The 24,518-nt window shown below is 41.6% G+C and carries 10 protein-coding genes, 6 rRNA genes and 1 riboswitch; of the genes, 5 read left to right on the forward strand and 11 right to left on the reverse strand.

Annotated features, from left to right (window positions below; translation table 11 throughout):
- Positions 1-57: 57 nt before the first annotated feature.
- Together O0236_RS10020 and nrdI are read left to right on the forward strand one after the other, a co-directional pair.
- Entirely contained in the window at positions 58-3,150 is a 3,093-nt protein-coding gene (locus O0236_RS10020; protein WP_268913484.1) for a YfhO family protein, read from the forward strand.
- A 73-nt stretch (positions 3,151-3,223) separates the two neighbouring features.
- A complete protein-coding gene (gene nrdI / locus O0236_RS10025; protein WP_268913485.1) occupies positions 3,224-3,676 on the forward strand; it encodes a class Ib ribonucleoside-diphosphate reductase assembly flavoprotein NrdI in 453 nt (150 codons plus the stop codon).
- A gap of 59 nt (positions 3,677-3,735) precedes the next feature.
- On the opposite strand, the gene O0236_RS10030 is transcribed toward nrdI, so the two are convergent.
- Positions 3,736-4,905: an MDR family MFS transporter gene (locus tag O0236_RS10030; RefSeq protein ID WP_268913486.1), complete on the reverse strand. Its 1,170-nt coding sequence runs from the start codon at positions 4,903-4,905 to the stop codon at positions 3,736-3,738.
- Between the two features lie 136 nt (positions 4,906-5,041).
- Positions 5,042-5,800, reverse strand: coding sequence for an Ig-like domain-containing protein (locus O0236_RS10035; protein ID WP_268913487.1), 759 nt, complete (start codon positions 5,798-5,800; stop codon positions 5,042-5,044).
- A 264-nt stretch (positions 5,801-6,064) separates the two neighbouring features.
- Here O0236_RS10035 and zwf point away from each other — a divergent pair, with 264 nt between their 5' ends.
- Both zwf and gndA read left to right on the forward strand, forming a co-directional pair.
- Positions 6,065-7,549: a glucose-6-phosphate dehydrogenase gene (gene zwf / locus O0236_RS10040; RefSeq protein ID WP_268913488.1), complete on the forward strand. Its 1,485-nt coding sequence runs from the start codon at positions 6,065-6,067 to the stop codon at positions 7,547-7,549.
- A gap of 201 nt (positions 7,550-7,750) precedes the next feature.
- Positions 7,751-9,184: an NADP-dependent phosphogluconate dehydrogenase gene (gndA, locus tag O0236_RS10045; protein ID WP_268913489.1), complete on the forward strand. Its 1,434-nt coding sequence runs from the start codon at positions 7,751-7,753 to the stop codon at positions 9,182-9,184.
- A 52-nt stretch (positions 9,185-9,236) separates the two neighbouring features.
- Here the strand turns inward: gndA and O0236_RS10050 are convergent, their stop codons facing one another.
- Both O0236_RS10050 and O0236_RS10055 read right to left on the reverse strand, forming a co-directional pair.
- Positions 9,237-9,440: a hypothetical protein gene (locus tag O0236_RS10050; RefSeq protein WP_268913490.1), complete on the reverse strand. Its 204-nt coding sequence runs from the start codon at positions 9,438-9,440 to the stop codon at positions 9,237-9,239.
- Between the two features lie 67 nt (positions 9,441-9,507).
- On the reverse strand, positions 9,508-9,852 hold the full coding sequence (locus O0236_RS10055) for a hypothetical protein (protein WP_268913491.1): 345 nt from the start codon (positions 9,850-9,852) through the stop codon (positions 9,508-9,510).
- A 100-nt stretch (positions 9,853-9,952) separates the two neighbouring features.
- On the opposite strand from O0236_RS10055, the gene O0236_RS10060 reads away from it, so the two are divergent.
- Complete coding sequence (locus O0236_RS10060) at positions 9,953-11,467, forward strand: multicopper oxidase family protein (RefSeq protein ID WP_268913492.1); 1,515 nt, start codon at positions 9,953-9,955, stop codon at positions 11,465-11,467.
- A 56-nt stretch (positions 11,468-11,523) separates the two neighbouring features.
- Positions 11,524-11,690, forward strand: a riboswitch (M-box (ykoK) riboswitch).
- Positions 11,691-12,303: 613 nt separating this feature from the next.
- On the opposite strand, the gene O0236_RS10065 is transcribed toward O0236_RS10060, so the two are convergent.
- From O0236_RS10065 to O0236_RS10095, 7 genes are all read right to left on the reverse strand, one after another.
- On the reverse strand, positions 12,304-13,581 hold the full coding sequence (locus O0236_RS10065; RefSeq protein WP_268913493.1) for a cation:dicarboxylate symporter family transporter: 1,278 nt from the start codon (positions 13,579-13,581) through the stop codon (positions 12,304-12,306).
- Positions 13,582-13,672: 91 nt separating this feature from the next.
- Positions 13,673-13,789, reverse strand: a 5S ribosomal RNA gene (rrf, locus tag O0236_RS10070).
- Positions 13,790-13,865: 76 nt separating this feature from the next.
- Positions 13,866-16,785, reverse strand: a 23S ribosomal RNA gene (locus O0236_RS10075).
- A 223-nt stretch (positions 16,786-17,008) separates the two neighbouring features.
- Positions 17,009-18,583, reverse strand: a 16S ribosomal RNA gene (locus O0236_RS10080).
- A gap of 698 nt (positions 18,584-19,281) precedes the next feature.
- Positions 19,282-19,398, reverse strand: a 5S ribosomal RNA gene (gene rrf / locus O0236_RS10085).
- Between the two features lie 76 nt (positions 19,399-19,474).
- Positions 19,475-22,394: ribosomal RNA gene (locus O0236_RS10090) — 23S ribosomal RNA — on the reverse strand.
- 223 nt (positions 22,395-22,617) lie between these two features.
- Positions 22,618-24,192, reverse strand: a 16S ribosomal RNA gene (locus O0236_RS10095).
- The 16S, 23S and 5S rRNA genes sit together here, the layout of an rRNA operon.
- Between the last annotated feature and the right edge of the window lie 326 nt (positions 24,193-24,518).

Here is a 24,518-nt window from a genome sequence, read left to right on the forward strand (position 1 = left end):
CATAATTTGTTTCCTACTTTCTCCCCTTTTTTTATACATATTTAAGGGGGATCCACTGTGAAAACCATATGGAAAAAAACACCAACTTTTATTCTTTACACCCTGTTCTTCTTGATTTTCGTCTGCGTAATGATAAGTTGTTTATCTTTAAGTGATAAATCAATGATCTGGCAATTAGATGGGCTTGCTCAACATTTTCCAATTTTAATTCAATTTAGACAAATGATTTTAGAATTCATTGCACATCCCACTCATGGACTAACAAATTGGGCATGGAATATTGGTTTAGGTTCAGATACCTTAACTAACTTTCAATACTATGTCATTGGTGATTTGTTTAACTACTTAATTGTTCTTTTTCCCAAGAGTCAAATCGAAACTGGATTTGGAATTTTAGTATTTTTAAGAATGTACGTTTCAGGTTTATCATTCTTGCTCTTTACACATCACTATAATTTCAAAAAGATCAGTAAGTTGATTGGTGCGCTTGCCTATACCTTCAATGGTTATGCCATTGCCACTGGTCTTCATCACCCATTCTTCATATTACCGTTAATTTTCTTTCCATTACTGGCATATGGAATTGATAATGTTTTAAAGAATAAATCTTTTGTCCCACTTGTAATTGCCGTATTTTTAGTTTTGATAGGCAACTTCTATTTTGCCTGGATATTAGCAATCGGTGCCATTGTTTATACTTTGATTCGTCTCTTAAGTATGAGAAAAGTTGCTGAATTCAAGTTTTTCAAATCAGTTGGGAAATTGATAGGATCTGCAATTATTGGATTAGGCATGGCAACTTTAGTTTTCTTACCAACAATTATGTTAGCTGCAAAATCAACTCGGATTAATCAAAAATTTGCCAACGGATTAACATTTTTCCCGCTTGAATACTATTTAAAAATTCCTAGTACTTTCTTAGTGAATGGTCGGGCAATGAACTTCTGGTTAGTAATTGGAATAACCAGTTTCTCCTTCTTGGCAATCGTCTATATGGTTAGTCATTTTAAGAAGTATCTTTGGGCAAACATTTACCTCTTAATTGTCATTGTTGGTTTATTAATTCCAGCTTTCGGTGCAATCATTAATGCAATGACTACGCCATCTAATCGCTGGATTCTACTCGCCAACTTATTGTTTGCTTTTGCTACGATGATTTTGATCGATAATATGAACTCTTTAACCAAAAGAGATTTGTACTGGATGTTTGGAAGTAGTTTAGGACTGATATTTATTGTTTGGCTAAATAATGGAATGATTTTAAATTTAGCTAGGCACGACTTTATTGAATACGGAATGTTATTGTTAACCATGACTGTCATCCTAGCAATGTTGTTTTTCCATTGGTCACACACGACCAATTTTGTAGTAATTACACTGATATTCAGTTTGAACTTGATGGCTAACATCGTTGGCGTATACAGTCCTAATTCATCTAATTTAGCAAATCAGCAAATGGACCAAGGAATTTCCACTAGATTCTCAGATGACTACTATAACGGTGCCCAAAATTACGTGAAGCAACAACCTGGTTTCTTCAGAACTTCTAAGGCTCCACGTTATCAATACAATCAAAAAATTGACAATCTAGCTAATTTCACTAATACCAACACTAATATTGCTATCAACACTGGAATCAATGATGAATCAATCTATTTAACTCTGCAAAACGGCTACCTTGGCGATTTTTCTCGAGCGGTAGCAAATAGTCAATTTTCGATGAATACTCCAATTGGTCAAAATGATTATCGAACTGCGCTGAACGATCTAATGGGAGTTAAATATCTTTTCGCTCGTGCTAACACCAAAAACCAGATGATTCCATATGGATACACTCCTGTTAAAGATAAAAACGGTAAAATAAAAATTTTCCAAGCGAAATCAAGAATCAACGCTGATCCTAGCATTGAAAACTCATATGGTACTGTCGTTTACAAAAATAAAAATGCTTTACCGTTGGTATATTCTCAGTCAAAGACAGTTTCTCCATCAGCTTTCAATCAGCTCGATCCACTTGATAAAGAACGCGTGATGACTCAAGGAGCTGTGGTAAATAAATCATCACAATCCCGTTCTCCTTTGAATTACAACTCACCTCGTAAGAATATTAAATATCAGGTCAACATTGATTCAACTGACTTACTTGATTCAACTAGCCAATTAGCAAAGTACCGGCTAAATATTTTAGGAAAATCAAATGCTGACAAATTGCTTAAACAGCCACATCAACAGATCAGCTTAGGCGCAAATGAACAAAAAGTTCAAAATATCCTACTCCAAAACAAAAACATCTTGGAAAACAACGCTTATCGCAATCGTAACGGACTCAAAGACATGACTACTGATGCGACTGGAAAGCCACTGCAATATTCCTTGAAGGTCAATAATCCGAATGCAACAAAAAACAGTGAATTATTCCTAGTAATTAATGGTATTAAACAAACTGATGGATCGTTGGATGACCAAATGGATTGGATCACAAATCAAAACTTACTTGATAACAAATCTTATTCCAAATTACAAAAAATGAACGATTATAGATCAAACTTGCTTAATCCTAAATTTGGGGGTTACCTATTCAACGCATTTACGAAGAATTATCAAACTGGATTTGCTCAATATGACAGTGACAATTTATCAAACTACCGCCAAATCAACAGTATCGTATTGAACTTAGGCTATTCAAAAGACGCTCGAAAGAACGTCAAACTAGTATTCAACCAGGTAAAAAATATCAAGTTTAGTTCGGTTAAACTGGTCGCAATGCCCTTTGATAAACAGTATGATCGTCAAATTCAACAGCTTAAAAACAGCGGATTAACAAACTTAAAGGTCAACAAGAGTCATGTTTCAGGAATATCTAATTCTCAAACAAAACAAACATTAGTTAGTTCAATTCCTTATTCTACTGGTTGGCATTTAAAAATCGATGGTAAAGCTTCCAATACATTTGTTGTCAACAAGGGATTTGTTGGTGCTAATGTGCCTGCTGGCCGTCACAAGATTCAGTTAACTTACCAGACTCCCGGATATAATTTAGGTGTGTTGATTACTATCATTAGTACAATTATTTTAATAATTTTATGGGTGATTAGTGTCATTACATCACGCAACCATAGAGATAAGGCTCGTCATTCTAAAGCGCATTAATAACGTCATTTGAATCTATTCAATTTAACTGTAATATAGAAGTACCATCAGGAATTTTTCAGGAGGAAATTCATTGAAAACTATTAGAATTTTATATATTTCTATTGAAGGAAATACTCGAGCATTTTTAAAGAACCTAAACAAATACGCCGAATCAGTGAATAACCAAGGAGCTGATTCAATCAATATTGAATTAAAAGAAATCACTGAACAAACAGACCTAGATCACGAAAACGAACCATTCTTTGCTTTTGTACCCACCTATCTTGATGGTGGCAATGGTATTGATAATGGTGTGACAGAATTGATGACTAATGCATTAGGTGAGTATATTGAATATGGCAATAACGCAAGGCTACTAGAAGGCGTTGTCGGCAGTGGCAACCGTAATTTCAATGAACAATACTGCCTTACTGCAAAACGTTATGCTAGCAAGTTTAACGCCCCATTTCTGGCTGACTACGAGTTACGAGGAACCGGCGCTGACGTTGAAAGAATTTACAAGGTCTTGGTTGAAAATTCATAAACAAAAATTGAGCCCCATGAGAATTGAATTCTCATGAGGCTCATTAATTTTATAACTGATTAAACTGACTGCTGCTTAACTCTATTAACAATCATCAAGGCTGCCAATGAAATAATAATAATGCCAGCAGCGAATCCGAATAAATATTGATATGATGCAAAATCAATAATGAATCCACCAATTAGTGGACCAACAGCTCTACCAAAGGACATGAATAGATTATAAATCCCTTGATACTTTCCTCGTTCTGATGGACCTGACAAATTATCTATCCACGCAGGAACACCTGGGAACCCAATCATTTCCCCAATAGTTGTTACAATCATGACGATTACGAACGCAGTATAGTTCTTTGCAAAAATAAGTCCTAAAAACGCGATTGCAAAAATAAATATACCAAAGTAAGTTTGCGTACTTAACTTGAAGCGTTCACCAATTCGGTTAACGAATGGTTGAAGGAATACGATCATTAATCCATTTAGCGTCCAAAGCAAGCTGTACTTTTCAAATGAAATTCCTAGTTCTGTCATATGAACTGAAATTACACTTTCCCAAAGAGTGTAAGATAAGTAAACTGTTAAAACTACTATACAGATTGCTGCAATAATTGCCCTAGTATTCACCTTGGTTACACCATCGTTGGTGATGCTTTCGTTGTCTTCACGCTTATCAATGTCAACGTTAAACATAGTAATTGTCAAAACTAACAAAGCAAGATAGAACACTAATCCAACTGTGAATACTGTTGAAACACCATATTTTAGTAAGAATCCAACCAATAACGTACCAATTACCACACCAAGGTTGGTACCAATATATAGAACGTTAAAAATAGTTCTAGTAGATTGACTCTTAATTGTCGCCGCGTATGCATTGAACAATGTCATACAAGCTCCATCCCCAAAACCAACAAATAATAGCATAATCGTGAATATTGGCCATCCATGGAAAAATATCAAAATAAAAATAGCAATCGTTGAAAACGAAACACTTAAGATGGTCGCTGCATATGGAGACCACTTATCAAATAATTTTCCTCCGAGATAATTACCAAGCATCATAAAACACGACATCAACAATAATGACATCCCAGCTAGAGTTAATGATTTGTGCAAATAGTTATGCATATAGATTGTAACTAAGGGCCACATGAATGCTGCACCAGCATTCAACAGTAATGAGCAAGCAATTACTGAAATTAAGTGAACCTCTGACCTCTTCTTTATCACAACTGAAACCTCCTTCTTAACGAATTAATCACACCTTTCATTTTCGCATATCTAGCAGTTAAAACAAGCAAATTATCGTTAACAAAAAACACCCGAGAAGACTCATGAGTCTTCTCGGGTGTTTAATCAGTCAATATTATTTTTGAAGTGCAAATTTGTAGTAATGAACTGGTGCATTACCAAACTTAACTTTAGTTGCTTTATTAGCACTATTTACGATCCAAAAAGTATTATTGCTTGTGAATCTAAGATACATTGCTTGAGATTTCTTCTGTCCACGTTGAGTGTAAGTGATTTTCCAGAAAGAACCGTTAGCATCAACATCATACTTGGCATAGTTAATTAATTTCTTAACGAATTTACCATTGTAGTATAGTGCTTGATTCAAACCTGTCGCCTGACTGAACTTAGTAACAACTGTGTAACCAGAATTATTGCCTGACTTCCAAGTACCTGTTGGTGTGTTGATAGTAAGGCCCTTGGTAGCTGCAGCAGTTTTACTACCTGACTTGGTAGAATTCTTTTTGGTGGCAGTTGCCGCAGTGTTAGCAACATTTACTTTACTATTAACTGGTTTAACAGTGATCACTCTATAAAAGTATGAATTACCATTTTGTCTAGCATAAACATAAACTTTTTGATTTGCTTTTAATCGAGTTGATAAATTAACTTGGAATTTACCATTTACAGAATCAGCAGCTGATTGAGCCAGAACATTTTTGTTAGCATCTCGAACAATTACTGAAACACCTTTGGTGGCATCACCAGTGATACTAGTTGAACTAGTATAAACATTGTCGACATTTAAAGTAAGTGAATTAGCTGAAACTGCTTTAGCACCAAACAACAATGCAAATAGTGCTACTGCGAAAACTAATACTTTTGATTTTTTCATAAAATTACTCCTCTTTTAAAATTGCATGATTCATTATATAGGCATTTTCAGATAATAGCTGTACTTTTATTTTAGCTTATCCTTTTCTTAAAAAAGCCGGCAGATCAAGCAATTCATGTAAGCGATTCAATCATTTATACCAACAGCAAACAACTAATTTTAACGAACCCTTTTTTTACTGAATTATGTGTTATATAATATTACCGAACTGGTATAGACATTTATACCAATTACTTAGTTAATTATTGATAGGAGTGGAGTATTTTGCCAACTGAAAGAAGTTCACTGATCATGCTCTTTGGAGCAACTGGGGATTTAGCAACAAGAAAACTGTACCCGGCTATTTTCAATCTTTATAAAAAAGGTAACATTAAAGATCATTTCGCTGTTTTGGGTACATCTCGTTACAGGTTTGACGATGATAAATTCAGAGAAACTGTTAAAAAATCCGTATCAGAAGAAAGCAATGACAAGAAGTTGATTGATTCATTCATTCAACATTTCTTCTTTGTCACTCACGATGTTACTGATTTAGATCACTATTCTGCATTAAAAGACAAAGCTGACGAACTTGATAAAAAATTCAAGCTTGGTGGCAACCGTATCTTTTATGTATCAATGGCTCCTAATTTCTTCGGTATCGTTGCTAAAAACCTTAAGAGTCAAGGACTTCTCACAACTGGTAATGGCTTCAACCGCTTAGTAATCGAAAAACCATTTGGTCGCGACTATGAATCCGCTGAAGAACTTAACAATGCTCTTAGCGCATCATTCGAAGAAGATCAAATTTATCGAATTGACCATTACTTAGGAAAAGAAATGATTCAAAATATCGAAGCTATCCGCTTTGGTAACACTATTTTCGAAGCCCTTTGGAACAACCGTTACATCGATAACATTCAAGTAACACTTGCTGAGAACCTGGGTGTTGAAGAGCGTGCCGGTTATTACGACAACTCTGGTGCTCTCCGTGACATGGTCCAAAACCATATTATGCAAATCGTTAGTTTACTCGCAATGGAGCAACCGGTTGCCTTCAAGGATACTGATATCCGTGCTGAAAAAGTTAAGGCCCTTCGTAGTTTACGTGTTTACAACGTTGCTGAAGCATCAACCAACTTTGTTCGTGGACAATATGGGGCTGCAGTTGATGGTTCAAGCAAAGAATACCGTAAAGAAGATGGTGTTCCAGCAGATTCTAACAATGAAACTTATGTAGCTGGAAAGTTATTATTTGATAACTACCGTTGGTCAGGTGTGCCATTCTACATCAGAACTGGTAAAAAACTGGCTGATAAGTTCACTCGAGTTGATGTTGTATTCAAGAAGCCACTTGTTGACATCTTCTCATTCCCACAAGATGGAAATACCCTTCTCAGTCCAAACGTTTTGACAATTCACATCGAACCAGAACAAGGATTCTCATTGGTCGTGAATGCTAAAAACAGTGAACAAGGCTTCCATACTGAACCAGTCAACCTTGACTTCTTTGAAAATTCACAAAGAACTCAAGCAACTCCTCAACCTTACGAACGATTAATTCACGATGTTCTTAAGGGCGATGGTACAAACTTTGCAAGCTGGCCAGAAGTTGCTAGTGCTTGGAAATTTGTTGACCAGGTTCGTCGAGTTTGGGATATTCAACAACCTATGTTCCCTAATTACATTCCTGGATCAATGGGCCCTATAGCTGCTGATGAGCTACTTGCTCGTGATCACAGAGAATGGGTTTACAAATTAAATCAATAATAAAAAGTCTCCGATAATGACTGGCTACTGATCCAATAGATGTATATCTATCCGATCATGTAATCTTCATTAAAGGAGATTTTTTCATGTCGCTGCTTTTATTGAATTTTGAAAATATTTTCCATTCACATTAGGCTTGTGCAGTGTTACACTATTTCTGTAGAACCTTACAATTATTTATACGTAAAGGATGGTATTACAATGGCTGATCAAAAAGCAAACATTGGTGTTGTAGGTATGGCCGTTATGGGTAAGAACCTTGCCCTTAACATTGAAAGCCGCGGCTTTACTGTTGGAATTTATAACCGTTCAGAATCAAAGACTAAGAACGTTATGGAAGACCACAGTGATAAAAATTTAGTTCCAAGTTACTCAATCGAAGATTTCGTTAAGTCTCTTGAAACTCCTCGTCGTATCGTTATGATGGTTAAGGCTGGTAAGCCAACTGACGCTGTTATCGATGAACTTATTCCTTTACTTGATAAAGGTGACGTTTTAATCGATGGTGGTAACACAAACTTCCACGATACTATGGCAAGAAATGCTAAATTAGATGAATCTGGTATTAACTTTATCGGAATGGGTGTATCTGGTGGTGAACTTGGTGCCTTACAAGGACCTTCACTTATGCCTGGTGGACAAAAAGAAGCTTATGATTTAGTTGAACCAATCCTAACTAAAATCGCTGCTAAAGCCCCTGCTGATGGTGAACCATGTGTAACTTACATTGGACCTAACGGTGCTGGCCATTATGTAAAGATGGTTCATAATGGTATTGAATATGGTGATGAAGAGTTAATCGATGAAAGTTACAACATTTTGAGAAACGTTGCAGGTTATTCAGTTGATGAACTTGCTGACATCTTCAAAGAATGGAACGAAGGCGAACTTGAAAGTTACCTAATAGAAATCACTGCTGACATTCTTACTCGTAAAGATGATCTTGGCGAAGACAAATCTAAGCCAATCGTTGATATGATTCTTGATCGTGGTGCTAACAAAGGTACTGGTAAGTGGAGTTCACAAGATGCTCTTGAAGTCGGTGTTGACCAATCACTTATCACTGAATCAGTTTACGCTCGTTTCATCTCAATGATCAAAGATGAACGTGTTGCTGCTTCTAAAGTACTTCCTGCACCTAAGGCTGACGTTGAATTCGACAAGAAGGAAATCGTTGAAAAGGTTCGTGAAGCATTATACTTCGGTAAAGTTATGAGTTATGCTCAAGGCTTTGCTCAATTAAAGACTGCTTCAGACCAATACAAGTGGGACCTTAAGCTTGGTGAAATGGCTAAGATCTGGCGTGCCGGATGTATCATCCGTGCTCGTTTCTTACAAAACATCACTGACGCATACGACAAGAACGAAGACCTACAAAACCTTCTTCTTGACCCTTACTTCACTGAAATTTGTAAGAAATATCAAGAATCTGCTCGTGACGTTGTTGCATTGTCAACAAAAGCTGGTATTCCAGTACCATCACTTGCAGCTGCTGTTTCATACTACGATTCTTATCGTTCAGAAGTTGTTCCTGCAAACTTATTGCAAGCACAACGTGACTACTTCGGTGCTCACACTTACGAAAGAACTGACCGTGAAGGTAGCTTCCATTACCCATGGTACGAAGAACAATAAACTTAATTTATTAAATAAAAAAGCGTTGAGAATAAATTCTCAACGCTTTTTTTCATTCATAATGAGTTCCGCTTAACCGACTTAAAGTTTCTTTTTTCAAGTAGTAAGGCGTAATTCCTTGATCAACATTATCTGAAATCATCCTTTGGGCTTGCTGCCTAGCTTGAATTGTCGGTACCTTTAAAGTCATTAATGAATGATTAACCAACATATGGTTTAAATCAACTTTAGTTTTGTAACGTAACTTATCAGCCATGACAATTCCCCCTATCAGTTAATAACCAAATCATAGCAAATATATATTTAATTGTATAATCAAAAATCTAGTCTCTCACAGGAATCTTAGCGAATTTTTGTTCGTACCAACCTTCCCAAGAACCACTAACTAGATTACCGTTACTAAAATACTCTGGATCAATCACAGTAATTACATTCCTGATCTCGCTATAACACCGACGGAACAGTTCTTCTCGGAGCTGATTCGGGGTGAGCGACTGATTTTGAAAAATAAAATGATTAATGTCGTTCAAATAATAATCGACTTTATAATCTGCGAGAATTTCAAGATTGTTTGATAAATAGCGATCCAAATAAAAATCGATAAAACTAACCATAGATTGTCTAATTGCATCTTCACTTAATGAATCGAACTTTACTTTCTTTTCCACAGTGCCACCTCCTATTTTTAATAGTAGGCTAGTTTAATTTTATTAGCAAACTTTTTAGTAGTATGATAAAAGCAGATACATAAGAATAGGAGGAAGATTGATGAACGCTCATAAAGTTTATACTGACTATTTTTTTGATGAACCTGCTTTCAATACACATGATGGTGGCTATGTTCCATTAGTACGCCCAGAAGTTGACGAGCAACCACTAAACATTCCTAGTGTATTAAGCCCCGATAAAGAAACTGACACAGATATGTATTACACTGTTATCGCTCAGGCTGGTGAGACCCAATTCTTACCCGGTGCCAAAACTAAAACCTGGGGTTATAACGCAAACTACTTAGGTCAAACTATTATTTTCAAAAAGGGTAAACATATTCATGTAACCTTAAAAAATGAATTACCCGAATTAACCACTTTCCATTGGCACGGTTTAAATGTTCCTGGACCAATTATCGACGGAGGCTGTCACGCTCCTGTATATCCCGGCGAAAGTAGCGAAATAGAATTTGATTGTGATCAACCAGCAGCAACACTATGGTTACATGCTCATCCGTGTCCTTCTACAGCCCAACACGTATGGAAAGGTTTGGCAACTGGTGTGGTTGTTCAAGATGATGTTGAAGCCGCTTTACCATTTCCAAGAAACTACGGTGTTGATGATATTCCAGTAATCTTACAAGATCGTAAGTTCCACGATGACAACCAGTTTGATTACATGGCTGACTATGATCCTGATGGTGTCCAAGGACCAACTCCCGTAATCAATGGAACTATTAATCCATACTTTGACGTCACCACTCAACAAGTTCGTCTTCGATTACTTGATGGCGCCAACCGTCGTGAATGGAGACTTCACTTTAGCGACGACCTAGAATTTACCCAAATTGCGTCCGATGGTGGCGTTTTACCTGAACCGGTTACGTTTACTCATTTGATGCTAACATGTGCAGAGAGAGCCGAAATTATTGTTGATTTTGGCAATTACAAGCCTGGTGACGAAGTAACCTTGTACAGCGATGATATTGCTATACTAACTTTCAAGATTCACGAGTTCGCTTCTAACCCATTGAACCTCCCTGATCACTTAGTTGATGTTCCTGACCCAGAAGTGACTCCTAATTCACAAACTCATAAAGTTGTGATGTCTGGAATGGACGAAGAAGTTGCCCTTAATGGTCGTAAATTTGATATGCAAAGAATTGATGACCGTCAACAACTAGGAAATGTCGAAGTCTGGGACATTACCAATACAAATGACATGGACGGCGGCATGTTGCATCCATATCATATGCATGGCACTCAATTTAAAATTATTTCTAGAAATGGCCATGCCCCATATCCTAACGAAATGGGTCTAAAAGATACTGTTAGTGTTAACCCAGGCGAAGAAGTCAAAATCAAAGTTTGGTTTAACCATACTGGAGTATTTATGAACCACTGCCATATCATTGAACATGAAGATGGTGGTATGATGGCCCAGTTTGAGATTTTTGATCCGGACCATCCAAAGACTTATAAACTTATGGACATGGACACATTAATGAATGCTTTTGCTAAGGAACGCGGTGTTAGCAGAGAAGACCTAGATATGCCTGGTATGGATATGTAATTCTTTTGCTTGCTACTGGCAAGTGCGCATGATACTATAATAGTAGATTGATAATTGAATACGGCTGTTAGGTGAGGCTCCTATACAGAAAATGCTACTGCTCAGAAACGTCGAAAGACGCCAATGAGTCAGCTGTTCAAGTCAAAATAAGGCTTGAACTAACGTAGCTGTTAATTTTTTAACTACGCTGTATAGTGCTAAAACTCAACGATTGGCTGACAATGTTCTTTTAACGTCCAGCTAATCAAAATAGCTGGACGTTTTTATTATCAATCAAGACAACGACTAATTAATTTGGAGGTGAGATTCATGACAACTGAAATTATTGATCCTGGAGCGTCATCTAAACACCAGTCTACTATGGGAAAATTGGTCGTCATGACTCACTAGTTAAACTAGTAGAAATTGTGATAATCGATTTTCCCACGCAAAATGAATAATTGTAGTTAACTGACTAAAGTTTATTATTTTCTGCTTTTTGGTTTTACGCCAAGTATTTCACAGAAAAACTCTCGTATTCGGTTACTAAGCATGTTAACTACAATTTTAGGGAATTTCGATTATGTCAATTTCTCGGTGGTCTTGATTATCAACGTTGTTGACGCAACGATATCAGTCGATTCTTTCGAAAAACGCTTCACCTTCTAGGAAACTAGTTGGGGAGAAATTAATTAATCGTATATATTGCCAATGTTTATTACAAGATAATTCCGGTAATCTTGAGGGACCTACCTCCAGCAATTATGTGGAAGCCTAATTGTTGTAAATAGACTGCCATTTATCTAAATAAAATTATAAAAACACCAACGTTAATTATCGTTGGTGTTTTTTTGTAATTATTTTTGTTTAAATGTAGCTAAATATTCATCAGAACGTTTTTGATCAAATTCATTTTCAGACTTGCCAATAACCATGGTTGCTAATGAGTTACCCACAACATTAACAGCCGTTCGTCCCATGTCGACTATTCGATCGATTCCTGCGATAAATGTTAACCCTGTTACAGGAACCCCTATTGTTGAGATAGTAGCTAGTAGAACCACAAAGGAAGCCCCTGGAACCCCAGCCATACCTTTTGAAGTCACCATCAAAACAACCAATAAAGTGATTTGTTGCCCAAGAGAAAGATGAATGTGGTATGCCTGAGCAAGGAATAAAGCAGCAATGGATTGATAGATTGCTGAACCATCCAAGTTAAATGTATACCCCGTTGGAATAACAAAGGATACGATTCCTTGATTAGTTCCGAAGTTATCCATTTTTTCGATCATTTTTGGTAAAACTGCTTCTGAACTAGCGGTTGAGAACGCCAAAACTATTTCGTCTTTAATCACTGTTAATAGGTTAAAGATACTGAAACCAAATATTTTTGCGACTATTCCCATAACTACGATTACAAAGAAAATCATTGTTGCGTATGTAATCAATACAAAATACCCTAGTGGAACCAAGGCAGATATTCCCATCTCAGCTAAAGCAACACCGATTAATGCACAAACACCAATTGGTGCAAAATGCATTACCCAATTTGTAACTTTAAACATCACTTCGGAGGCAGCTTGTAAAACATCGATAAGTATCTTACCTTTCTCACCAATAGCAGCAATACCCAAACCAAAGAAAACTGAGAAGAATATTACAGGCATCATATCACCACTAGCTAAGGAACTAAAAATATTGGTTGGGATAATTCCCATTAATGTCTGCCAGATGCCTGTATGCTTTGCAGACTTAGCGGTAGCCATATACTGGCTAATATCAGAACTATGTAATGAATGAATATCAATCATTGTTCCAGGATGTAATATGTTAGCAACTATCATCCCTAATGCAATTGCTATTGTGGTCATTAATTCAAAATAGATTAAAGTCTTTAACCCAACACGGCCAAGTTTCTTAATATCCCCAATGCTTGCTATTCCAACAGTTAAACAAGTTACAACAATTGGCAATACTATCATTTGAATCAGGCTAATAAACATTGTCCCAATATTTTGCATGGTTGTAATTGCAACTTTGTTACCATAAAAGACAACACCTAAGACAATTCCTAAAATCAGACCAATCATTATTTGCCACCCTAATGATGGTCGATAACTTTTATACTTTTTCATCTTTCCCCCACCTAGTAAAAAATTCTATATATATCAATATATAACAAGAGCCTCCGATAGTAAAATCAACTATCGGAGGCTCCTCCAATTTGCGTGGCAACGTCCTACCCTTGCAGGGGGCGATCCCCCAACTACTCTCGGCGTGCTGAAGCTTAACTTCTGTGTTCGGCATGGGAACAGGTGTATCCTTCAGGCTATCGCCACCACACTATGTTACTTAGAGAACTTTGTTCTCTCAAAACTAGCTAATATTAATTTTCTGTACCGGTACTTACCACCATTTTTTGGTTAAGTCCTCGACCGATTAGTATTGGTCCGCTCCGTACATCACTGCACTTCCACTTCCAACCTATCTACCTCATCATCTCTGAGGGGTCTTACTTCCATATAGGAATGGGAAATCTCATCTTGAGGCGAGTTTCACACTTAGATGCTTTCAGCGTTTATCTCATCCATACATAGCTACCCAGCGATGCGCCTGGCGGCACAACTGGTACACCAGCGGTATGTCCATCCCGGTCCTCTCGTACTAAGGACAGCTCCTCTCAAATTTCCTACGCCCGCGACGGATAGGGACCGAACTGTCTCACGACGTTCTGAACCCAGCTCGCGTACCGCTTTAATGGGCGAACAGCCCAACCCTTGGGACCGACTACAGCCCCAGGATGCGATGAGCCGACATCGAGGTGCCAAACCTCCCCGTCGATGTGGACTCTTGGGGGAGATAAGCCTGTTATCCCCAGGGTAGCTTTTATCCGTTGAGCGATGGCCCTTCCATACGGTACCACCGGATCACTAAGCCCGACTTTCGTCCCTGCTCGACCTGTCTGTCTCGCAGTCAAGCTCCCTTCTGCCTTTACACTCTATGAATGATTTCCAACCATTCTGAGGGAACCTTTGGGCGCCTCCGTTACTGTTTGGGAGGCGACCGCCCCAGTCAAACTGCCCACCTGACACTGTCTCCCGCCACGCTAAGTGGCGCGGGTTAGAGTGTTCACACAGCGAGGGTAGTATCCCACCAACGCCTCTGTCGAAACTAGCGTTCCGACTTCATCGGCTCCTACCTATCCTGTACAAGCTGTGTCAACACCCAATATCAAGCTACAGTAAAGCTCCATGGGGTCTTTCCGTCCTGTCGCGGGTAACCTGCTTCTTCACAGGTATCTTAATTTCACCGAGTCTCTCGTTGAGACAGTGCCCAGATCGTTACGCCTTTCGTGCGGGTCGGAACTTACCCGACAAGGAATTTCGCTACCTTAGGACCGTTATAGTTACGGCCGCCGTTTACTGGGGCTTCATTTCTGGGCTTCGCCGAAGCTAACTCATCCACTTAACCTTCCAGCACCGGGCAGGCGTCAGCCCCTATACGTCATCTTACGATTTTGCAGAAACCTGTGTTTTTGATAAACAGTCGCCTGGGCCTTTTCACTGCGGCTGACCTTGCGGTCAGCACCCCTTCTCCCGAAGTTACGGGGTCATTTTGCCGAGTTCCTTAACGAGAGTTCACTCGCTCACCTTAGGATTCTCTCCTCGACTACCTGTGTCGGTTTGCGGTACGGGTAGTTGATTACTCACTAGAAGCTTTTCTCGGCAGTGTGACGTCAGTTGCTTCCCTACTTAAATTTCGGTCCTCATCACTACTTGTCAACCTGCTGAGAAGCATTTGACTCCTCAACTGACTCATAGCTTGAACGCACATTTCCAATCGTGCGCACAACTTAGCCTCCTGCGTCCCTCCATCGCTCAAACATAATCAACTAGTACAGGAATCTCAACCTGTTATCCATCGCCTACGCCTCTCGGCCTCGGCTTAGGTCCCGACTAACCCTGGGAGGACGAGCCTTCCCCAGGAAACCTTAGTCATTCGGTGGATCAGATTCTCACTGATCTTTCGCTACTCATACCGGCATTCTCACTTCTAAGCGCTCCACCAGTCCTTACGGTCTGACTTCATTGCCCTTAGAACGCTCTCCTATCACATGACCGAATGGTCATGTCCACAGTCTCGGTAGTATGCTTAGCCCCGGTAAATTTTCGGCGCGGAATCACTCGACTAGTGAGCTATTACGCACTCTTTAAATGAGTGGCTGCTTCTAAGCCAACATCCTAGTTGTCTATGCAACTCCACATCCTTTTCCACTTAGCATACATTTAGGGACCTTAACTGGTGGTCTGGGCTGTTCCCCTTTCGACGATGGATCTTATCACTCACCGTCTGACTCCCGGATATAAATCAATGGTATTCGGAGTTTATCTGAACTCAGTAACCCATGACGGGCCCCTCGTCCAAACAGTGCTCTACCTCCATGATTCTAAGTCCGAGGCTAGCCCTAAAGCTATTTCGGAGAGAACCAGCTATCTCCAAGTTCGTTTGGAATTTCACCGCTACCCACACCTCATCCCAGCACTTTTCAACGTACACGGGTTCGGCCCTCCAGTAAGTTTTACCTCACCTTCAGCCTGGACATGGGTAGATCACCTGGTTTCGGGTCTACAGCAACATACTTAAACGCCCATTTCAGACTCGCTTTCGCTGCGGCTCCGGCTTTTCACCTTAACCTTGCATGTTACCGTAACTCGCCGGTTCATTCTACAAAAGGCACGCTATCACCCATTAACGGGCTCTAACTGCTTGTAGGCACATGGTTTCAGGAACTATTTCACTCCCCTTCCGGGGTGCTTTTCACCTTTCCCTCACGGTACTGGTTCACTATCGGTCACTAGGGAGTATTTAGCCTTGGGAGATGGTCCTCCCGGATTCCGACGACGTTTCACGTGTGTCGCCGTACTCAGGATCCTGAACTGAGGGTCATTGATTTCATCTACGGGGCTATCACCCTGTTTCGCCAATCTTCCCAGATTGTTCGATTATCAACAACTTTGGTAACTCAAATGTTCAGTCCTACAACCCCAAAGAGCAAGCTCTTTGGTTTGGGCTGTTCCCCGTTCGCTCGCCGCTACTTAGGGAATCGATTTTTCTTTCTCTTCCTGTGGGTAATTAGATGTTTCAGTTCCCCACGTCTACCTCTGATCAGCTATGTATTCACTGACCAGTAACAGTCGATTAAAACTGCTGGGTTTCCCCATTCGGAAATCTCCGGATCAAAGCTTACGTACAGCTCCCCGAAGCATATCGGTGTTAGTCCCGTCCTTCATCGGCTCCTAGTGCCAAGGCATTCACCATGCGCCCTTAATAACTTAACCTAGTATCACTTCGTGATACTGATTAATTGAGTTTATGCGATTAAACTTATTCGTTAATTTTATTGACTCAATACGCGGTGTTCTCGGTTGAAATTATATTCTAAATATAATTCACTACAGAAAATTAATATTATCTAGTTTTCAAAGAACAAAATTTGAGAGTAGACCTCTCAAAACTAAACAAAACTTTCGACGATGTGTAGGTTTCCGTATTATTCCTTAGAAAGGAGGTGATCCAGCCGCAGGTTCTCCTACGGCTACCTTGTTACGACTTCACCCTAATCATCTGTCCCACCTTAGGCGGCTGGCTCCAAAAGGTTACCTCACCGACTTTGGGTGTTACAAACTCTCATGGTGTGACGGGCGGTGTGTACAAGGCCCGGGAACGTATTCACCGTGGCATGCTGATCCACGATTACTAGCGATTCCAACTTCATGCAGGCGAGTTGCAGCCTGCAATCCGAACTGAGAACGGCTTTAAGAGATTAGCTTGACCTCGCGGTTTCGCGACTCGTTGTACCGTCCATTGTAGCACGTGTGTAGCCCAGGTCATAAGGGGCATGATGATTTGACGTCGTCCCCACCTTCCTCCGGTTTGTCACCGGCAGTCTTGCTAGAGTGCCCAACTAAATGCTGGCAACTAACAATAAGGGTTGCGCTCGTTGCGGGACTTAACCCAACATCTCACGACACGAGCTGACGACAACCATGCACCACCTGTCATTCCGTCCCCGAAGGGAACGCCCAATCTCTTGGGTTAGCAGAAGATGTCAAGACCTGGTAAGGTTCTTCGCGTAGCATCGAATTAAACCACATGCTCCACCGCTTGTGCGGGCCCCCGTCAATTCCTTTGAGTTTCAACCTTGCGGTCGTACTCCCCAGGCGGAGTGCTTAATGCGTTAGCTGCAGCACTGAAGGGCGGAAACCCTCCAACACTTAGCACTCATCGTTTACGGCATGGACTACCAGGGTATCTAATCCTGTTCGCTACCCATGCTTTCGAGCCTCAGCGTCAGTTACAGACCAGACAGCCGCCTTCGCCACTGGTGTTCTTCCATATATCTACGCATTTCACCGCTACACATGGAGTTCCACTGTCCTCTTCTGCACTCAAGTCTCCCAGTTTCCGATGCACTTCTCCGGTTAAGCCGAAGGCTTTCACATCAGACTTAAAAGACCGCCTGCGCTCGCTTTACGCCCAATAAATCCGGACAACGCTTGCCACCTACGTATTACCGCGGCTGCTGGCACGTAGTTAGCCGTGGCTTTCTGGTTAAATACCGTCACGGTGTAAACAGTTACTCTTACACCTGTTCTTCTTTAACAACAGAGTTTTACGAGCCGAAACCCTTCTTCACTCACGCGGCGTTGCTCCATCAGACTTTCGTCCATTGTGGAAGATTCCCTACTGCTGCCTCCCGTAGGAGTTTGGGCCGTGTCTCAGTCCCAATGTGGCCGATTACCCTCTCAGGTCGGCTACGTATCATTGCCTTGGTGAGCCATTACCTCACCAACTAGCTAATACGCCGCGGGTCCATCCTCAAGTGATAGCCGAAACCATCTTTCAAACAAAAACCATGCGGTTTTTGTTGTTATACGGTATTAGCACCTGTTTCCAAGTGTTATCCCCTGCTTGAGGGCAGGTTACCCACGTGTTACTCACCAGTTCGCCACTCGTCTAATGTTAAATCCATCGCCGTGCAAGCACCTTGATTTCATTAACGTAGACGCGTTCGACTTGCATGTATTAGGCACGCCGCCAGCGTTCGTCCTGAGCCAGGATCAAACTCTCATTTTAAAATGATAAGCTTGTAAGCTCATGATTATTTTTTGTTACTAGCGAATTGACTTCGCAAATTGTTTGTCTTTGATCTAACGATCAAAGAACCCTACACATTTGTTTGTCGAAAATTTTGTTCAGTTTTCAAAGGTCTACATCGTGAATTAGAAGCTCTATTCAGAAATAAATTCCGATGTGATAACTTAAAATTCAGTTGTGTGTTACGATTAAGCAACGAAGATAAGTATATAACATTCAGAAAATAAAGTCAACAACTAATTTATTTTCAAATTGGTATATGTCGTTCGCTCTCAATCAGCAACAGGTAATATCTTATCAAGAATAATTAAATCGGTCAAGGATTTTTAAAAATTAATTTCAAAAAACATTTATTTGGATTAGCAATCCGAATCTAAGCTGTCCAAACACTATCAATTTATATATTCTTAGTAATCAATAAGGTCATTTTAAATGATTATCAATCAAATTAGCAATCATTTTATTCATTCCTCAATAAACATTTAACAAAATGAAAAGATAAAAAGTTAATTTTAAGATCATCACCACATAAATTGATTACAAATAATATGATTTAATGCAAATCCATTTCAAATGACAGTCTTGTATCATCAAAATCATTTGTTAGTAATTTGAATCAGTGCAAAAATAATCAACAAAAAACCGCCGATAGAATTAACTATCGACGGTTTTAATTTGCGTGGCAACGCCCTACCCTTGCAGGGGGCGATCCCCCAACTACTCTCGGCGTGCTGAAGCTTAACTTCTGTGTTCGGCATGGGAACAGGTGTATCCTTCAGGCTATCGCCACCACACTATGTTACTTAGAGAACTTTGTTCTCTCAAAACTAGCTAATATTAATTTTCTGTACCGGTACTTACCACCATTTTTTGGTTAAGTCCTCGACCGATTAGTATTGGTCCGCTCCGTACATCACTGCACTTCCACTTCCAACCTATCTACCTCATCATCTCTGAGGGGTCTTACTTCCATATAGGAATGGGAAATCTCATCTTGAGGCGAGTTTCACACTTAGATGCTTTCAGCGTTTATCTCATCCATACATAGCTACCCAGCGATGCGCCTGGCGGCACAACTGGTACACCAGCGGTATGTCCATCCCGGTCCTCTCGTACTAAGGACAGCTCCTCTCAAATTTCCTACGCCCGCGACGGATAGGGACCGAACTGTCTCACGACGTTCTGAACCCAGCTCGCGTACCGCTTTAATGGGCGAACAGCCCAACCCTTGGGACCGACTACAGCCCCAGGATGCGATGAGCCGACATCGAGGTGCCAAACCTCCCCGTCGATGTGGACTCTTGGGGGAGATAAGCCTGTTATCCCCAGGGTAGCTTTTATCCGTTGAGCGATGGCCCTTCCATACGGTACCACCGGATCACTAAGCCCGACTTTCGTCCCTGCTCGACCTGTCTGTCTCGCAGTCAAGCTCCCTTCTGCCTTTACACTCTATGAATGATTTCCAACCATTCTGAGGGAACCTTTGGGCGCCTCCGTTACTGTTTGGGAGGCGACCGCCCCAGTCAAACTGCCCACCTGACACTGTCTCCCGCCACGCTAAGTGGCGCGGGTTAGAGTGTTCACACAGCGAGGGTAGTATCCCACCAACGCCTCTGTCGAAACTAGCGTTCCGACTTCATCGGCTCCTACCTATCCTGTACAAGCTGTGTCAACACCCAATATCAAGCTACAGTAAAGCTCCATGGGGTCTTTCCGTCCTGTCGCGGGTAACCTGCTTCTTCACAGGTATCTTAATTTCACCGAGTCTCTCGTTGAGACAGTGCCCAGATCGTTACGCCTTTCGTGCGGGTCGGAACTTACCCGACAAGGAATTTCGCTACCTTAGGACCGTTATAGTTACGGCCGCCGTTTACTGGGGCTTCATTTCTGGGCTTCGCCGAAGCTAACTCATCCACTTAACCTTCCAGCACCGGGCAGGCGTCAGCCCCTATACGTCATCTTACGATTTTGCAGAAACCTGTGTTTTTGATAAACAGTCGCCTGGGCCTTTTCACTGCGGCTGACCTTGCGGTCAGCACCCCTTCTCCCGAAGTTACGGGGTCATTTTGCCGAGTTCCTTAACGAGAGTTCACTCGCTCACCTTAGGATTCTCTCCTCGACTACCTGTGTCGGTTTGCGGTACGGGTAGTTGATTACTCACTAGAAGCTTTTCTCGGCAGTGTGACGTCAGTTGCTTCCCTACTTAAATTTCGGTCCTCATCACTACTTGTCAACCTGCTGAGAAGCATTTGACTCCTCAACTGACTCATAGCTTGAACGCACATTTCCAATCGTGCGCACAACTTAGCCTCCTGCGTCCCTCCATCGCTCAAACATAATCAACTAGTACAGGAATCTCAACCTGTTATCCATCGCCTACGCCTCTCGGCCTCGGCTTAGGTCCCGACTAACCCTGGGAGGACGAGCCTTCCCCAGGAAACCTTAGTCATTCGGTGGATCAGATTCTCACTGATCTTTCGCTACTCATACCGGCATTCTCACTTCTAAGCGCTCCACCAGTCCTTACGGTCTGACTTCATTGCCCTTAGAACGCTCTCCTATCACATGACCGAATGGTCATGTCCACAGTCTCGGTAGTATGCTTAGCCCCGGTAAATTTTCGGCGCGGAATCACTCGACTAGTGAGCTATTACGCACTCTTTAAATGAGTGGCTGCTTCTAAGCCAACATCCTAGTTGTCTATGCAACTCCACATCCTTTTCCACTTAGCATACATTTAGGGACCTTAACTGGTGGTCTGGGCTGTTCCCCTTTCGACGATGGATCTTATCACTCACCGTCTGACTCCCGGATATAAATCAATGGTATTCGGAGTTTATCTGAACTCAGTAACCCATGACGGGCCCCTCGTCCAAACAGTGCTCTACCTCCATGATTCTAAGTCCGAGGCTAGCCCTAAAGCTATTTCGGAGAGAACCAGCTATCTCCAAGTTCGTTTGGAATTTCACCGCTACCCACACCTCATCCCAGCACTTTTCAACGTACACGGGTTCGGCCCTCCAGTAAGTTTTACCTCACCTTCAGCCTGGACATGGGTAGATCACCTGGTTTCGGGTCTACAGCAACATACTTAAACGCCCATTTCAGACTCGCTTTCGCTGCGGCTCCGGCTTTTCACCTTAACCTTGCATGTTACCGTAACTCGCCGGTTCATTCTACAAAAGGCACGCTATCACCCATTAACGGGCTCTAACTGCTTGTAGGCACATGGTTTCAGGAACTATTTCACTCCCCTTCCGGGGTGCTTTTCACCTTTCCCTCACGGTACTGGTTCACTATCGGTCACTAGGGAGTATTTAGCCTTGGGAGATGGTCCTCCCGGATTCCGACGACGTTTCACGTGTGTCGCCGTACTCAGGATCCTGAACTGAGGGTCATTGATTTCATCTACGGGGCTATCACCCTGTTTCGCCAATCTTCCCAGATTGTTCGATTATCAACAACTTTGGTAACTCAAATGTTCAGTCCTACAACCCCAAAGAGCAAGCTCTTTGGTTTGGGCTGTTCCCCGTTCGCTCGCCGCTACTTAGGGAATCGATTTTTCTTTCTCTTCCTGTGGGTAATTAGATGTTTCAGTTCCCCACGTCTACCTCTGATCAGCTATGTATTCACTGACCAGTAACAGTCGATTAAAACTGCTGGGTTTCCCCATTCGGAAATCTCCGGATCAAAGCTTACGTACAGCTCCCCGAAGCATATCGGTGTTAGTCCCGTCCTTCATCGGCTCCTAGTGCCAAGGCATTCACCATGCGCCCTTAATAACTTAACCTAGTATCACTTCGTGATACTGATTAATTGAGTTTATGCGATTAAACTTATTCGTTAATTTTATTGACTCAATACGCGGTGTTCTCGGTTGAAATTATATTCTAAATATAATTCACTACAGAAAATTAATATTATCTAGTTTTCAAAGAACAAAATTTGAGAGTAGACCTCTCAAAACTAAACAAAACTTTCGACGATGTGTAGGTTTCCGTATTATTCCTTAGAAAGGAGGTGATCCAGCCGCAGGTTCTCCTACGGCTACCTTGTTACGACTTCACCCTAATCATCTGTCCCACCTTAGGCGGCTGGCTCCAAAAGGTTACCTCACCGACTTTGGGTGTTACAAACTCTCATGGTGTGACGGGCGGTGTGTACAAGGCCCGGGAACGTATTCACCGTGGCATGCTGATCCACGATTACTAGCGATTCCAACTTCATGCAGGCGAGTTGCAGCCTGCAATCCGAACTGAGAACGGCTTTAAGAGATTAGCTTGACCTCGCGGTTTCGCGACTCGTTGTACCGTCCATTGTAGCACGTGTGTAGCCCAGGTCATAAGGGGCATGATGATTTGACGTCGTCCCCACCTTCCTCCGGTTTGTCACCGGCAGTCTTGCTAGAGTGCCCAACTAAATGCTGGCAACTAACAATAAGGGTTGCGCTCGTTGCGGGACTTAACCCAACATCTCACGACACGAGCTGACGACAACCATGCACCACCTGTCATTCCGTCCCCGAAGGGAACGCCCAATCTCTTGGGTTAGCAGAAGATGTCAAGACCTGGTAAGGTTCTTCGCGTAGCATCGAATTAAACCACATGCTCCACCGCTTGTGCGGGCCCCCGTCAATTCCTTTGAGTTTCAACCTTGCGGTCGTACTCCCCAGGCGGAGTGCTTAATGCGTTAGCTGCAGCACTGAAGGGCGGAAACCCTCCAACACTTAGCACTCATCGTTTACGGCATGGACTACCAGGGTATCTAATCCTGTTCGCTACCCATGCTTTCGAGCCTCAGCGTCAGTTACAGACCAGACAGCCGCCTTCGCCACTGGTGTTCTTCCATATATCTACGCATTTCACCGCTACACATGGAGTTCCACTGTCCTCTTCTGCACTCAAGTCTCCCAGTTTCCGATGCACTTCTCCGGTTAAGCCGAAGGCTTTCACATCAGACTTAAAAGACCGCCTGCGCTCGCTTTACGCCCAATAAATCCGGACAACGCTTGCCACCTACGTATTACCGCGGCTGCTGGCACGTAGTTAGCCGTGGCTTTCTGGTTAAATACCGTCACGGTGTAAACAGTTACTCTTACACCTGTTCTTCTTTAACAACAGAGTTTTACGAGCCGAAACCCTTCTTCACTCACGCGGCGTTGCTCCATCAGACTTTCGTCCATTGTGGAAGATTCCCTACTGCTGCCTCCCGTAGGAGTTTGGGCCGTGTCTCAGTCCCAATGTGGCCGATTACCCTCTCAGGTCGGCTACGTATCATTGCCTTGGTGAGCCATTACCTCACCAACTAGCTAATACGCCGCGGGTCCATCCTCAAGTGATAGCCGAAACCATCTTTCAAACAAAAACCATGCGGTTTTTGTTGTTATACGGTATTAGCACCTGTTTCCAAGTGTTATCCCCTGCTTGAGGGCAGGTTACCCACGTGTTACTCACCAGTTCGCCACTCGTCTAATGTTAAATCCATCGCCGTGCAAGCACCTTGATTTCATTAACGTAGACGCGTTCGACTTGCATGTATTAGGCACGCCGCCAGCGTTCGTCCTGAGCCAGGATCAAACTCTCATTTTAAAATGATAAGCTTGTAAGCTCATGATTATTTTTTGTTACTAGCGAATTGACTTCGCAAATTGTTTGTCTTTGATCTAACGATCAAAGAACCCTACACATTTGTTTGTCGAAAATTTTGTTCAGTTTTCAAAGGTCTACATCGTGAATTAGAAGCTCTATTCAGAAATAAATTCCGATGTGATAACTTAAAATTCAGTTGTGTGTTACGATTAAGCAACGAAGATAAGTATATAACATTCAGAAAATAAAGTCAACAACTAATTTATTTTCAAATTGGTATATGTCGTTCGCTCTCAATCAGCAACAGGTAATATCTTATCAAGAAT

This window comes from Lentilactobacillus sp. SPB1-3 (assembly GCF_026913205.2).
Lineage (GTDB): Bacteria > Bacillota > Bacilli > Lactobacillales > Lactobacillaceae > Lentilactobacillus > Lentilactobacillus terminaliae.